The 13,486-nt window shown below is 60.5% G+C and carries 13 protein-coding genes; 4 read left to right on the top strand and 9 right to left on the bottom strand.

Annotation, left to right across the window (positions count from 1 at the left end; translation table 11 throughout):
- Positions 1-247 precede the first annotated feature (247 nt).
- Positions 248-1,489, top strand: a complete 1,242-nt coding sequence (locus DEHOM01_RS07930) for a Tm-1-like ATP-binding domain-containing protein (protein ID WP_061212274.1) — start codon at positions 248-250, stop codon at positions 1,487-1,489.
- Position 1,490: 1 nt separating this feature from the next.
- Entirely contained in the window at positions 1,491-2,318 is an 828-nt protein-coding gene (locus DEHOM01_RS07925; RefSeq protein ID WP_061212273.1) for a phosphoenolpyruvate hydrolase family protein, read from the top strand.
- Positions 2,319-2,369: 51 nt separating this feature from the next.
- On the opposite strand, the gene DEHOM01_RS07920 is transcribed toward DEHOM01_RS07925, so the two are convergent.
- Entirely contained in the window at positions 2,370-3,311 is a 942-nt protein-coding gene (locus DEHOM01_RS07920; RefSeq protein ID WP_061212272.1) for a restriction endonuclease, read from the bottom strand.
- A 233-nt stretch (positions 3,312-3,544) separates the two neighbouring features.
- Between DEHOM01_RS07920 and DEHOM01_RS07915 the strand changes: the two genes are divergently transcribed.
- Positions 3,545-4,102 carry a hypothetical protein gene (locus DEHOM01_RS07915; RefSeq protein ID WP_167346665.1) on the top strand — a complete coding sequence of 186 codons (558 nt, stop codon included), beginning with the start codon at positions 3,545-3,547 and terminating at the stop codon, positions 4,100-4,102.
- Positions 4,103-4,210: 108 nt separating this feature from the next.
- Here the strand turns inward: DEHOM01_RS07915 and DEHOM01_RS07910 are convergent, their stop codons facing one another.
- The 5 genes from DEHOM01_RS07910 to DEHOM01_RS07890 form a co-directional block, all read right to left on the bottom strand.
- Positions 4,211-5,158, bottom strand: a complete 948-nt coding sequence (locus DEHOM01_RS07910) for a cation diffusion facilitator family transporter (RefSeq protein WP_061212270.1) — start codon at positions 5,156-5,158, stop codon at positions 4,211-4,213.
- Positions 5,151-5,507 (bottom strand): ArsR/SmtB family transcription factor, encoded by a 357-nt coding sequence (locus tag DEHOM01_RS07905; protein WP_245630691.1) that lies wholly within the window; start codon positions 5,505-5,507, stop codon positions 5,151-5,153. Before DEHOM01_RS07905 ends, DEHOM01_RS07910 begins: the two co-directional genes overlap by 8 nt.
- A gap of 99 nt (positions 5,508-5,606) precedes the next feature.
- Entirely contained in the window at positions 5,607-8,018 is a 2,412-nt protein-coding gene (locus DEHOM01_RS10245) for a DNA methyltransferase (RefSeq protein WP_245630690.1), read from the bottom strand.
- The gene (locus tag DEHOM01_RS07895) at positions 7,951-8,385 is read right to left on the bottom strand and encodes a type IIL restriction-modification enzyme MmeI (protein WP_061212268.1); all 435 of its coding nucleotides are present in this window, start codon (positions 8,383-8,385) and stop codon (positions 7,951-7,953) included. The genes DEHOM01_RS10245 and DEHOM01_RS07895 overlap by 68 nt, the downstream gene beginning before the upstream one ends.
- 63 nt (positions 8,386-8,448) lie before the next feature.
- The gene (locus DEHOM01_RS07890) at positions 8,449-9,378 is read right to left on the bottom strand and encodes a sugar-binding transcriptional regulator (RefSeq protein ID WP_061212267.1); all 930 of its coding nucleotides are present in this window, start codon (positions 9,376-9,378) and stop codon (positions 8,449-8,451) included.
- A 200-nt stretch (positions 9,379-9,578) separates the two neighbouring features.
- Here DEHOM01_RS07890 and DEHOM01_RS07885 point away from each other — a divergent pair, with 200 nt between their 5' ends.
- Positions 9,579-11,240, top strand: coding sequence for a ribulokinase (locus DEHOM01_RS07885; protein WP_061212266.1), 1,662 nt, complete (start codon positions 9,579-9,581; stop codon positions 11,238-11,240).
- On the opposite strand, the gene arsB is transcribed toward DEHOM01_RS07885, so the two are convergent.
- The 3 genes from arsB to DEHOM01_RS07870 all read right to left on the bottom strand — a co-directional run.
- Positions 11,237-12,358, bottom strand: coding sequence for an ACR3 family arsenite efflux transporter (gene arsB / locus DEHOM01_RS07880; protein ID WP_061212265.1), 1,122 nt, complete (start codon positions 12,356-12,358; stop codon positions 11,237-11,239). The genes DEHOM01_RS07885 and arsB overlap by 4 nt on opposite strands.
- Positions 12,359-12,373: 15 nt before the next feature.
- A complete protein-coding gene (locus DEHOM01_RS07875) occupies positions 12,374-12,796 on the bottom strand; it encodes an arsenate-mycothiol transferase ArsC (RefSeq protein ID WP_061212264.1) in 423 nt (140 codons plus the stop codon).
- A gap of 380 nt (positions 12,797-13,176) precedes the next feature.
- On the bottom strand, positions 13,177-13,486 hold a 310-nt coding region (locus tag DEHOM01_RS07870), incomplete at its 5' end, for an LAVTG motif-containing sortase-dependent surface protein (protein WP_156468332.1).

The raw sequence follows: 13,486 nt of genomic DNA, 5'->3' as shown, positions 1-13,486 counted from the left end.
GCCGCATGAGGTCGATGAAGAGACGCCGCGGCATGCCGCCTCTCAGAACCGGTGCGAAGGTTCGAGCTAGGCCGGAACCTCGTGATGATGGCTTTCCGCTTCTCTCACTTCGGTATCACCTGCAACCTCGCTTCGGCAACCTTTACGATCACGGCTAAACCTCTTGTTCAAAGAAGCCACTCCCTTTTTACTCTGCACACAAGCCCGAGGCGTAGCGTGGAGTGAGTCGAAGACGAAGGAGTGCCTGATGACGACCATCGCTTTAGTAGGAACGCTCGACACGAAGGCCGAGGATTATGCCTGGTTGAAGGAGCACCTTGCGGAACTTGGGGTGGGAGTACTCGCCGTCGATGTCGGCTCATTTTCCACGGCCGATTTCGCGGATGTTTCTTCCGACGAGGTTATCGACGCTGCCGGCGAGGATGCCGCGAAACTTCGGGAGCGCCGCGACCGCGGCGAAATGATGGCTGTCATGGGCCGCGGCGCCGCAAAGATCGTGCAGAAGCTCGCGGAAGAGGGGCGTATTCACGGCATTCTTGCTGTCGGCGGCTCGGGCGGTTCGTCTGTGGCGGCACCCGCGATGCAGGCGGTGCCGGTGGGCTTTCCGAAGTTGCTTGTGTCGACCATGGCCTCGGGCGACGTTTCTCCGTATGTCGGCGAAACTGACACGACCATCATGTATTCGGTCGTGGATGTCGCGGGGGTGAATCGGATTTCGGCGATGGTGCTCGGTAACGCCGCGGCGGGCATCGCAGGAATGGCGAAGGCTTACGAAGCTCGCCTCACGAGCACCTCCGGCGAGCACCGCCCACTCGTGGGGCTTTCGATGTTTGGACTCACGACGCCGGCCGCGGATGAAGCCCGCAAGACCCTCACTGAGCTGGGGTATGAGGTGCTCGTCTTCCATGCGACAGGAGCGGGCGGCCGTGCGATGGAGAAGCTTATTGAGTCTGGGTTGCTTGCCGGTGTTTGTGACCTGACGACAACAGAGCTTGCCGATGATCTCGTGGGCGGGGTGCTCAGCGCTGGCCCTGAGCGACTTGAGATGGCGGGGCGGATGGGCACGCCTCAGGTGGTGAGCCTTGGCGCTCTCGACATGGTGAACTTTGGGCCGAAGGACACGGTCTCGAGTAAGTTCGATGGGCGCACGTTCGTCGTGCACAACCCTACGGTGACTCTTATGCGCACGTCCCGCAGTGAAACGGAAGAGCTCGGTCGGCGCATTGGAACAAAGCTCGCTGCCGCAACGGGGCCTAGCGAGCTGTTTATTCCCACGAAAGGCTTGAGCGGCATCGATGTTGAGGGCGGTCCCTTTTATGACCCCGAGGCAGATGCCGCCCTTTTTGACGCCGTGAAGCAGAGCCTCGAAGGCAGCCCCGTTGCCGTGCACGAGCAAGGCTGTGCCATCAATGACGAGGGCTTCGGCCGCGCGATGGCCGAACGCCTCCACGAACTTATCCGCAACCAATCGGGAAAGAAGGAGAACTGACATGTCCCGCAAGGAAATTCTTGAGCAGCTGCGCGCGAAAGTCTCAAGCGGAAAACCCATCATCGGCGGCGGTGCTGGTACCGGCATTTCAGCGAAGTCGGCGGAAGCCGGCGGGATTGATCTTCTCGTCATTTACAACTCGGGACGTTTCCGCATGGCGGGCCGCGGTTCCCTTTCGGGCCTTCTCGCCTATGGCGACGCGAACGGCATCGTCATGGAGATGGCAAACGAGGTGCTCCCGGTTGTGAAGCACACCCCTGTGCTCGCGGGAGTGAACGGCACGGATCCGTTCCGCGTAATGCCGCATTTCTTGAAGCAGGTCAAAGAGATCGGTTTCGCGGGCGTACAGAATTTTCCGACGGTTGGCCTCATCGACGGTGTTTTCCGCGCGAATCTCGAGGAAACCGGCATGGGCTTTGGCCCCGAGATCGACATGATTCGCATGGCGAATGAGCTTGATCTCCTCACCTCGCCCTACGTCTTCGACATCGAACAGGCGAAAGAAATGGCCGCCGCAGGCGCCGATATTCTCGTGCCCCACATGGGCCTCACGACCTCCGGCACGATCGGGGCGCAGACCGCGCTCAGCCTCGAAGAGGCAGCGACAAAGGTCCAGGAACTTGCCGACGCTGCACGAAGCGTGAACCCGGACATCCTGTGCCTCTGCCACGGCGGCCCGATCGCCAATCCCGAGGATGCTCAATACATTCTCGATAACACCGACGGCATCGTCGGCTTCTACGGCGCTTCCTCCATCGAGCGGTTCCCCACCGAAACGGGCATCCGCGAGCAGACGGAGAAGTTCACTCAAATTACGTTCAACAAGTAAGAGCGTAAGTTCGCAATGGCCCGCGGCGTGTGGCACGCTGCGGGCCATTTCTTACTGCATGTCCTCTTCGAAGTAGTCCTCGTCCACGGAATAGAGCGTGAACTCGTGGGCCTTCTCGACGCCGACGCCGTAGGCGAGCATCAGCTTCGTGAGGCGCAAGCCGTCGATCAGCACGATCCGCCCGTGACGGTAACCGGCAGCGGTAACTTTCGCTCGGTCTAGAAATGTTGAGGTCGTGATGAATACACCGAGGTTTGCGCCCTGCGCATCGAGAGAGCCGATGAAGTTACGGATCTCGGGTTCTCCCACCCTGTTGGTGTCGGCATAGCGTTTCGCCTGGATATACACGTTCGTGAGGCCGAGTGCATCCTGGTGGATGATGCCATCAATCCCGCCATCGCCCGAGCGCCCAACATGCTGCTTCTCGCCATAATCGCCGCCGTAGCCCATCGCCCACAACAAGTCGATGACGGCTTTTTCGAAGAACTCTGGCGAGTTTTCCTGCAAGCGCTTGCGAAGGTCGGTTTCGACTTGCGCATTGAAGTCACGCGTGCGCGCAGCGATGGCCTCGACAGGATCAGCATCCTGTTCGATCTCGGACACCGGAACAGCAGAGGATTCATCAACAGACCTGCGCGCAGCGACCTCATCCTGGTATTCCCGCCACGCCTCCCACTCCGCAAGGTCTTTCTCCGTGTAGGTCGCAAGCTTGCGGCTGGCAACCGTCAGCCCGTTGGGGGTGATGCGATAGGTTCCTCGCTTCGGGCGTTCGAGAAGCCCGGCCTTAGTCATGGCTGAGCACGCCCAGCCGATGCGGTTCTTGTATCGAGAATCGCCAGAATCAACTTTTTCGCTTCGCGCCTGAGTGCTCAGTCCAACGAAGTCGGCAACTAGTTCGCAGAGCTCACCGAATCGACGGTCTTCACCATCAGCAAGAACGGTCAGTACAACTGGGCGGAACTCGTCAATGGTGGGGATGCGATCGGTAGCCATAGAGATGGTCCTTACGAAATTGGGCTGGTTTTCTCCAACGCTACCCTCAGAGCCAACTAACTGAAGAACTAATCTCGAGGGATTCGTCAGTGGATTACCAAATCTTCGACTTAATGCGCACGCGCTACGGTCTCTGCCGGAGTTGGGCCGTGTGGAATGAATCGACTTGGCACCCCGACCCCATCCGGGCTCCGCAGCTAATACTCGATTCCGTCGTTCGAACTTTCGCAGGCGTGCGGAGCCAACACCACTTGGATACCGAGCTCCCCTCGCTACGCACAGATCTTGTACTCGTCGCCCTCAACTTTGCCGAGAGAGCGGCGGGCATCACCGCCGTCACTGATCGCTTAAGCTTCGCCAGTTTTCATGAAGAGTGTGGTCGCACAAGCGATAAGCGTCTACGTGAGGCATGCAAAGGCAATGGACTCGAGGGCGCGTACATTACCGATCTCGTGAAAATGCGAAACGGTACGCTCGCGCCGTTCCGAAGCAGCAAGTCGATGCCCATCAACAAGCTTCTACGGGATCCACGCTTCGTGCGCCAGCAGATCGAGGGTCTGTGCAAGGAACTCCAAACCCTCGGTAGCCACGACCCACTCATCATTGGTCTTGGTGCAGAGGCCTTCAGAGCACTTCATGATCCCGCATCCCTCGGTGCACTTCGGGAGTGTTGCGGAGATGGCACTCAGGTCGCTCGGATCACTCACTACTCGTCAATGACAGGCATGGCGCTGCCGACGTACATCTCTCGCGTCGGCCAGGAACTGGCGGACTTTCGCGATTATCTATAGAGCCCAGGCACTCAAGTTCACGCTCATCTCATTCGCCAAGGAGGAACTTTGCTTGCAGGCACCCCTTCCGTTGCTCGGGAGCGTGCCGGAGCAGTGCTCCTTGCCGGCTCAAGGGTGAACGGAGAGTTCTTTTGGCCCGTGATGAGGCGGCTCGAACTGGAAGGTGGAGTGTTCGACGTCGAAATGTCCCGCGACGCAGTGCTGCACTTGGCCGAGTAATTCGGGAATATGTCCGTCGGTAAAGCACTCGTCGTCGACAACAATGTGGGCTGATAGTGCCGGCAGGTCGCTCGCGACGCTCCACACATGCAGGTCATGCACGCGCTGCACGTGGGGAAGTTCAAGAAAGTGGGTGGTGACTGCCTCGAGGTCAATTCCTTCCGGGGCTGCTTCGAGCAGAATTCGGCCGACGGCGCGCAAGAGATTCCACGCTGCGTGCACCATGAGGGCACACACCAGAAGGGACGCAATGACATCGGCAAAAGTCCACCCGGTCACCATGATGATGAGCGCGGCAACAATGGTTCCGAGGAAGCCGTAGAGGTCGGTAAGAATGTGTTGGTAGGCACCTTCGATATTGAGGCTTGAGCGATTGGCGCGAGCAACCAACCACGCGACGACGATGTTCACGACCACCCCGACCAGGGCAACGATGAGCACAGGGCCACCGTCGACCTCGGGCGGTTCGAACAGACGCCGGACTGCCTCCACAGCGATGACTCCAGCCACGATCAGGAGCGTAATGCCGTTGACCGCGGCGGAGATGGTTTCCACGCGTTTGAGGCCCCAGGTCCACGCCCCTTGGGCAGGCCGAGCGGCGAGGCGAATGGTCCATAGCGCTAGCCCGATCGCTCCGACGTCCGACAGCATGTGCCCGGCATCCGACAGCAGTGCGAGGGAGCCAGTCAGAAGGCTGACGATGACTTCGGCGACCATAAAGACGCTCAGCACAATCAAGGCCACCCACAGAGTCGTGCGGTCGGCGTCGGCAGAGATGCTGTGGTCGTGTGCCTCGTGAGAGTGCTTGCGCCTGCGCGACACGGATGGTTTAGTCATGGCTCGTGCTCTCCGGCTGCGAGGTTTGCCTCAGTTTTTCGGTGCCGTCGAAGAAGGCCTTTGCCGCCGCGAGAAGCGTCTTCGTTTCCTCGGGATGCGCCAAGGTGTAGTACGTCGCGCGGCCATGCTTGTGGCTTGCGAGGAGCCCACTTTTTCGTAGCGAGGCCACGTGCGTTGACACTGTCGATTGCGCAAGACCCACGTGCTCGACGAGGTCCGTCACGCGGTGTTCGCCTAACAGCAAATGCTGGATGATCTGAAGCCGATGACTATCGGCGAGACTCTTAAAGAGAGTCACCCAGTTCTCACGTTCTTCGAGGGAGGTTTCTTCACCCATATACATCGCCATAGATCGATAATATCGCCTTTAGTCGATGTTAGCCATGCAGGGTCGATCGGCAGAAGCCGCCGCGACCGCCAAAGTCGCGCTTTGACGCCCGCAAAAGCACTACCGCCGCGAGCCTTCGTTTTCAGCGGCGGTCATCTCGGCGTAGCGCTCGAAGAGGAGGGCGAGGCGCTCCTCGTTCGAGTGAAGCGGCTTCTTCGCGCCGAAGGCTTTGTCCACAACACGGTCGAGCGCGGCGTGCGCCCTGAGAAGCTCGGGGCTCATCGCGAGGGGGTTGTAGTGCTCGGCAAGGGAGCGCTCGGGGTGCAGCTCGCGCGCCGCGATCACGCCCTTGCCTGCCTCGATGACCTTGTCGCGCAGCTCCTGATCGACGGTGGGAAGCGGGAGGTTGTTCCACACGAGCGTATTCGAGAACCGTAAGTCTGATTTAAGCTGGCCACCTACTGCACGCTGCCAGGTAATGAACATCGAGGAGGAGATCACTCCGAAGAGGAAACCGTCGGGGTCCTCGGCAGTAAAAAGTTGGTTCCCGGCTATAACTGTCTCCGGGAGATGTTGCACGGTGTAAAAGCTTCTGGTTTCCGAAACCACCGCGGGGATCCCCACGTACGGGACGAGTGGTCGATGTTTGTTCCCTCGGAACAAATGGGGCGTATCTCGGAGCTTATAGGCGTCGCCGCCCGTAGATTGCTGTGACCGCCATGCTCGGCAGGCTTCAACCCGTTCCTTCAGTATCGGCGAACGTTGGATGTCGCTCGGCTCGAAATCTTCATCTGCCATCCACAGGCACCAACGATCAAGTCCTCGAACGACTTCGCGACCTTGACGAAATTCCCGCAGATATTTTGCTGCGGTGGGATCTGCCACGACTGCGGCGTGCTCGGCGAGCTCAACGATAAGGTTGCCGCCGTCGGCCGGCTTGGTGCCAAACGCAATTTTAGGAAGCTGAGGGCTCAAGGCTCGCGAACGCTTCCGCACAAGCACATTCGGCCCATCCACGAGATACGCATTGATCTGCTTTGCGGGAAGCTGCTGCGGTTCGCCTTTGACATTGTTGTACGTGAACAGCTGCGGGGAGCTGCGTTCGTGCTTGTCGTAACCGGTAATGACACAGTGAACGGCGGCGCTTCCCGGTACTTCGCTCTGCCACGCGAAGGTTTGGTGAGCGAAGCGGAGGCGCCAGCCGGCGTCGAAAAGGGGGCCGAATAGCGCGGGAACGGGTTGTCCTTGCGCAATCGAGTTCGTGGACACGAACGCGAAGCGGCCGCCGGTGACGGGACGGAAGAAATCGCTCGCCTTTTTGAACCACGCAGTCACGTAGTCGAGGTAACCGTCGTAAAGCTCGCCCCACACGAGCTTCATATCCTCCGTTTGATCTGCCGCCTTCGTGTATTGCCCAATGAACGGCGGATTGCCCATGATGAGCGTATTCGGGCCCGCGGGCACGAGCTCGCGCCAGTCGAGGCGCAACGCGTTGCCCACGGTGATTTGCGCGGAATCCTGGAGGGGAAGCATCGGCTTCGAATAGCCGAGAGTGAGGTTCATGGCTTGGTTTGCCTGATGCTCCACGAGGAACATCGCGGTGCGGGCAATTGTCGCGGGCCAGTCCTCGATCTCGATGCCGTGGAACTGGCGAAGGCGCACGTGCACAAGGTCCTCGGCCATGAGGTCCAGCTGAACGCCGCCACTGTTTAATTCCTGGAGCCGCTCGTGTATCTTCAGCTCGAGGGCGCGCAGCTCGCGGTAGGCGATGATAAGGAAGTTTCCACAGCCGCGCGCCGGATCAAGGAACTGCAGCTCCCCCAAGTGCTCAAGGAGTTTATTCAGCTCGCCCTTCTTGTTATACGCCTTCGTGAACCGCTCATCGAGCTCATCAAGAAACAGCGGGCGAATGAGCTTCAGAATGTTCGTTTCGGTCGTGTAATGCTCGCCAAGCTCGCGGCGCGCTTTCTTGTCTTTCACCGCCTGGAAGAGACTGCCGAAAATCGCGGGGCTGATACTCGACCAATTGAAGTACGAAGCCTGGATGAGCAATTCGCGAGATTCTCGATCGAAATACGGGATATCCGTCGGCTCCCCGAACACGCTCCCGTTCACATAAGGGAACGCCTGCAAAAGCTCGTCGTTTTTCGCGTAACGCTTATCCTCGGGCTTGTTGAGCGCCTGGTACAGCGTCGCGAGCTGGGAGCCCAAATCGCTTCCATCCTCGCTCGTGCGCTCCTCGAGATACCGCGAGAACAGATCGCGCTCCCACAGTCCAGAATCGTCGGCGTAAAGGCAGAACAGTGTGCGAATGAGGAACACGCTCGCTTGGTGCTCGTCATACCCCGTTTTCTCAAGGTGTTCATAAAGGCCCGCCATGAGGTTCGCCGCCTGAATGGACGCTTGCTCCTGCTCCTTCGAGCCGAACTTCGCGCGGCGATACCCCGCAAGGAACATAAGGTCCTCAACATGCGCGGGCAGCTCCTCGAGAAGGAACTCGAGCGTGTCGCTCCCCCCCCGCTTCCGCGACAAGGCTCAAGAGGCGAAAGCGCTTGAAGTCGCTCGTGAGGATGTAGTCGGGGCGTTCATGCTCCGTGAGGGACTCGATGTAGTCGAGAGCCTGCTGCTCAGCCGCAACAAGGTCTCGACCCGCACTTTTCATTTCGATGACGACGGTGCCCGAAATTAGCGCGTCGATAAACCCGTGCTTCCCCGTTGATGAGCGCCGCGCGCGCTTCTCGTACACGGCAGCCGTACGGCCACTAATACCGAAGCATCGAAGAAGTCCGCGCACAAACTCCTGAGCCTCGCCCTTCTCATAACCCTCCGCATCGCGCCATTCCGCCACAAACGCCCCTGCACGATTGCGGATATCGGAAAGAACGAGAGGCTTCGGCATGGCAGCTCCAGGGCGCGGTAACGATAGTGTCTACATCTACGTTACCGGGCAGCCACGCTCGCCCTAATGTGCTTCGAGAAGAGCCTCGGCCGTGTCGCGGTCGGTGACAAGGCCCGTGATGAGTCCGGTGCGAGCCGCGCCGAGAATGGCCGACACTTTCTTCACCCCCGCGGCGACCGCAATGACGCGGGGGGTTTGGCTCAAGTGGTGAGTTTCGAGAGTCATGCACATTCTGGTGACTTCGGGAGCGAGGACCCTGCCGGTCTCGTCAAACCAGATGCCTGCGAGTTCGCCGGCGGGCTTGACCTGATCGAGCCGCGCCCTCACCGAGGGCGGGAATTCGCGATAGAGCTGCGTCTCCTTGTGTTCCCATGAGCCGATCGACACGAGGGCCGTGTCAAGGTGTTCGAATTGCCCTCGCACATAGGAGTGGGTTTCGAAGAGCTGGCGGCGCATTTCGGGCGAGCGCACGTAGAAGGGGACCGGGAGGTCGTGGATGTAGCCGTTGGCGCTGAGAACAGCCTCGCGTATGTTGTCGATCGGCGAAGACGCATGTGCGGCCGCTAGGGCGCCAGAGATCTGGATGACGGTGATGGGGGGAAGGTGTCGGAGGTTCTTCGCGACCTCGGCCACCGTCCGCCCCCACCCGAGGCCCAGGTTATCCCCGGGTTTCACGAGTTCGCCGAGCAGTTGCGCTCCCATTGATCCGAGCTGCGTGCGCACGTCGGTGTCTGTGCCGTTGGAGCCGATCACTCGCACGTAGCGGAGGCCGAGGTGGCTCGCGAGGGGCTCGGAGAGCATGGGCAGATCAGTGGACGGGTCGATGATTTCAAGGCGAATGATGCCTTCTTCGCGGCCCTTGGCCAGGAGCCGCGCGATGCGAAACCGCGAGATGCCGAACTCTTTGGCGAGCTGCACCTTGGAGACGTCTTCGAGGTAGTGGCGGCGCGCGAGAGACGCAATCAATTGCGGCTCGGGCAATTCGGCATCCATCGGTGCCTTTCTCCTCAAATGTCCTGGTCTCGTCAGGCGCCTGGCCTGCTCCCCGCACTTTACCGTGATTGACATGGGTCACACCAAAGGCTAATGTGCTCATGTGAGCAGCCGAGGGCGCTCATTTGAGCATACGTCACGCTGGGGCAGCGGGCCACCCGCCCGAGGCCCTCGCACCCACCCGCTCGAAGAGGAGTGACATGGCAGAAAGCAGCACATACGCGATTGGCGTCGACTTCGGAACAGAATCCGCCCGCTCAGTCTTGGTGCGGCTTGCCGATCGCGCGGAAATCGAAACCGCGACCCACCTCTACGAACACGGCGTGATGACCGAAACGCTCGCCGCCTCGGGGGAAAAGCTCGCCCCCAACACCGCACTGCAGGATCCCGACGATTACCTCGTCGCCCTCGAGAAGGTCGTGCGCGCCGTTGTCGACCGAAGCGGGGTGGATCCTGAGCAGATCGTTGGTCTCGGTGTTGACACCACCGCCTGCACGATCGTGCTGACAGACGACGATCTCGTTCCGCTCCCGCGCTCCCCACGCTGGAAGAAACACCCGCTGGCCTACGCGAGGCTGTGGAAGCATCACGCCGCGCAAAGCCACGCCGAAGAAATCAACCGCGCCGCCGAAGCCGAAGGCGGCCTCTTCCTGCCGCAATACGGAGGGCGCCTTTCATCCGAATGGGTGCTTCCGAAAGCCCTGCAAACCCTCCGCGACGATCGAGAGGTGTACGACGCTACCTCACGCATCATCGAGCAAGAGGATTGGATCGTCTCGACGCTCGTGGGCACGGAGGTGCGCGGAGCATCCGTCGCAGGCTTCAAAGGCAACTACCGCGAAGAAGCAGGGGGCTACCCCTCCCCCGAGTTCCTCAATGCGCTCGAACCCGGCTTCGCGGGCGTCCTCGACAAACTGGGACACGAATTCCTCACCCCGGGCGAAAGCGCCGGGACGCTCACCTCTGAGTGGGCCACGCGGCTCGGGCTCGACACTCATGTCACCGTCGCCGCCGGCAACATCGATGCGCATGCCGCCTTCCTCGGTGCTGGCGCCGCGCAGCCCGGAACCATGGTCGCCGTCATGGGCACAAGCGTGTGCAACCTCGTCGTTTCCAAAGAACACCGCACCCCACGCGGAATCCAGGGAGTCGTCAAAAACGGCATCCTGCCCAACCACTGGGCCTACGAAGCGGGCCAAGCGGGCTTCGGGGACACCTTCGGGTGGTTCGCCCGCAACATGACCTCCGCCGACATCGCCGACCTCGCCTCCATTTCAGCGACCTCCACCTTCGAAGTCCTTGAGTCGAAAGCCCAAGCCCTGCAGCCCGGCGGCTCTGGCCTCATCGTCCTGGATTGGATGAACGGCAACCGCTCCACGCTCATTGACTCGAACCTCTCCGGGGCTATCGTCGGACTCACCCTCGACACGCGCGACTACCACATTTACCGCGCGCTCCTCGAAGGTGCGGCCTTCGGGCAACGGATCATCCTCGAAGCATTCGAAGAGGCCGAGGTTCCGATCAACCGCTTCATCGTGTGCGGCGGAATCCCCGCCAAGAGCCCCCTGCTCATGCAGATCCTGGCCGACGTCATCGGAATGCCGGTCGAGGTGTCTTCCTCCGCGAACACCTCCGCCCTGGGCGCGGCCCTCCACGGCGCGATCGCCGCAGGTGAACTGACCTGGGACAGCGCCAGCAAAGCCGAGTCAGCGATCGCAACCGTTTACCGGCCGAGCCCCACCGCCCACGAGGCCTACAACGAGATCTACACCCACTACCGCGCAATTCACGACACGTTCGGGATCGACCAACGCTCCCTCATGCACAGCTTGCGGGAAATCCAGGCCAACTCCACCCACTAACCGCGCCGCGGCAACAGGCTCCTCCGAGCACTCAAGCCCGACCGACGTGCGAGACGGGGGGGTAGCGTCGGATCCCCAGGGAAAAGGCGAGGCCCCACAGCGCGCATCACGTACACGAGCGCGACCAGCACGGGAATCTCCACCATCGGACCGATCGTGCCCGCGAGTGCCTGCGAAGAGGTCGCGCCGAAGGTTCCGATTGTCACGGCGATCGCGAGCTCAAAATTGTTTCCGGCGGCGGTGAAAGCCGTGGAGGCACTCTGCGCATAGTTCATGCCCGATGCGCGGGCGGCAATAAGCGAGATTCCAAACATGAGCACGAAATAGGCGAGCAGTGGCAGGGCAACACTTGCGACGCTCCAGGGGTGCTGCAGGATCTGCCGGCCCTGGAGGCAAAACAGCACGACGATCGTGTAGAGCAACCCGATCATTGCGAGTGGCGAGACCTTCGGGAGGAAGGAGTGCTCGAACCATTCCCGGCCTTTGTATCGCTCACCGAGGATGCGTGAAAGCACGCCGAGGGCGAGCGGGATGCCGAGGAAAATGAGCACGCTTTTCGCGATCGCCGCGAAGGAGAAGTGCACACTGGCGGTATCTAGCCCCAACCACCCGGGCAGGACCTGCAGGTAAAACCAGCCGAGAACCGAGAACATGACGAGCTGGAACACGGAATTGATCGCTACGAGCACGGCCGTAGCTTCACGGTCCGCGCACGAAAGATCGCTCCACACCAGCACCATTGCAATACAGCGCGCGAGACCCACGATCACAAGGCCCGTTCGAAGCTCTGGTTCATTCGGTAGGAACACCCACGCTAGTGCGAACATCACGAGTGGGCCCACCACCCAGTTGAGGAGCAGCGAGAGGATCATGAGCCGCCTGTCGCGCACGATTTGTCTCGCTTTTTCAAACCGCACCTTCGCAAGAGGCGGGTACATCATGACGAGGAGGCCGAGAGCGATCGGCAGCGAAATGTCGCTAATTTTTACGTGGTTGAGCACTTCCGCGGTTTGCGGAACCCATACGCTCAGCACAATTCCCACGACCATCGCCGCAAGTATGAAAAGCGGCAAAAGGCGGTCAAGGATGGACAGTCGGGGTGCGGCGCTATCCTGCACAATTATTCCTTTCGCTTACTCGGCGCTTGCGGTCAGCTCTGCAAGCAGAGCCCGAACGCGTCGATCAATATCGTCGCGGATGAGGGCCATGCGTTCCTCCCCCTCGATTCCGCGCAGGGATGGTTCGTCGATATCCCATTTTTCAATCGTGCCGCGCATTCCCTCGATCGGTTCGACGTGCGCGTCTCCACCCACAATGATGGTGCGGTTTGCGGCGCGCAGGATGCGTGGGTCGATCGGCTTCGGGAATTCCCCGTCAAAATTTCCTCCGACGGTTGCCACGCTCGCGCGAGAAGCTTCATTGAGCGCCGTTCCCGGCTTCGTGCCCGCTGAATGCACCTCGATCGCACCGTGTGCATGGTGACGCATGAGTGCTGCCGCCATTTGGCTTTTGCCGCCATTTTTCACGCACACAAACAGCACACTTGGTGCATTCATGCTTTTCCTCCTCGCAAGATTGACTGGTCAACGACCATTCTAGGAGGTGCCGCTCGGTCTCGACGAGGGGCCGGGCCGGGCCTCGGCGCCCACCTCGGTGCGCATCGCCCCGCGAGGGTCCGACGCTTTCTTCAATTCAGCTGCGTTCGTGGGTGCATCCTCGTGTCGTTAATGGCCCCGGTAGTGGCGATGTCCTAGGGAATGCTCCTGGTCGCTGCCCGTAGCTTCAGGCCCTGACTGGGCTGCGCTCTCCGGTTAACCGGTGTGTGTCGGCGGTGGCTATGGGTGGTCGGTTTTCTTCGTGTTAATGATTAGTGAGGGTGAGATCGCGATGCGATCTCACCCTCACTAGTTATGCCGGTCTATGACCGGTTAGGCGATCAGTTCTCTTCGCCTTCGCGGCGGCGGCGCGAGAACACGAGGCCGAGGCCTGCTGCGATGAGAGCAGCTGCAGCTCCGGTTACACCTGCAACCTCAGCACCAGTCCTGGGCAGCGGCACCCTCTTCACAGGGCCGTTGCCGTTCGAAGTGCCAGGCTTCGGCTGAGCAGTGCCGTTGTCGTTGCCTCCGGGCGCGGGCTGTTCCGCAGGAGCCTCAGGCTTCTCAACAGTCACCGTGACCGTATCGATTACCTTGCCGTCCTTGTCCTTGACAACAACAGTGACCTTGTCACCAGGCTTGGCGTCCTTA

This window comes from Dermabacter hominis NBRC 106157 (assembly GCF_001570785.1).
Taxonomy (GTDB): Bacteria; Actinomycetota; Actinomycetes; order Actinomycetales; family Dermabacteraceae; genus Dermabacter; species Dermabacter hominis.
Note: the sequence above shows the minus strand (reverse complement) of the source record. Positions and strands in the feature narration are given on the sequence as shown.

Bases quoted from the DNA above. Each gene is read 5' to 3' on its own strand.
- DEHOM01_RS07930 (WP_061212274.1), top strand. From the start codon at position 248: ATGACGACCATCGCTTTAGTAGGAACGCTCGACACGAAGGCCGAGGAT.
- DEHOM01_RS07925 (WP_061212273.1), top strand. From the start codon at position 1,491: ATGTCCCGCAAGGAAATTCTTGAGCAGCTGCGCGCGAAAGTCTCAAGC.
- DEHOM01_RS07920 (WP_061212272.1), bottom strand. From the start codon at position 3,311: ATGGCTACCGATCGCATCCCCACCATTGACGAGTTCCGCCCAGTTGTA.
- DEHOM01_RS07910 (WP_061212270.1), bottom strand. From the start codon at position 5,158: ATGACTAAACCATCCGTGTCGCGCAGGCGCAAGCACTCTCACGAGGCA.
- DEHOM01_RS07905 (WP_245630691.1), bottom strand. From the start codon at position 5,507: ATGGCGATGTATATGGGTGAAGAAACCTCCCTCGAAGAACGTGAGAAC.
- DEHOM01_RS07895 (WP_061212268.1), bottom strand. From the start codon at position 8,385: ATGCCGAAGCCTCTCGTTCTTTCCGATATCCGCAATCGTGCAGGGGCG.
- DEHOM01_RS07890 (WP_061212267.1), bottom strand. From the start codon at position 9,378: ATGGATGCCGAATTGCCCGAGCCGCAATTGATTGCGTCTCTCGCGCGC.
- DEHOM01_RS07885 (WP_061212266.1), top strand. From the start codon at position 9,579: ATGGCAGAAAGCAGCACATACGCGATTGGCGTCGACTTCGGAACAGAA.
- DEHOM01_RS07875 (WP_061212264.1), bottom strand. From the start codon at position 12,796: ATGAATGCACCAAGTGTGCTGTTTGTGTGCGTGAAAAATGGCGGCAAA.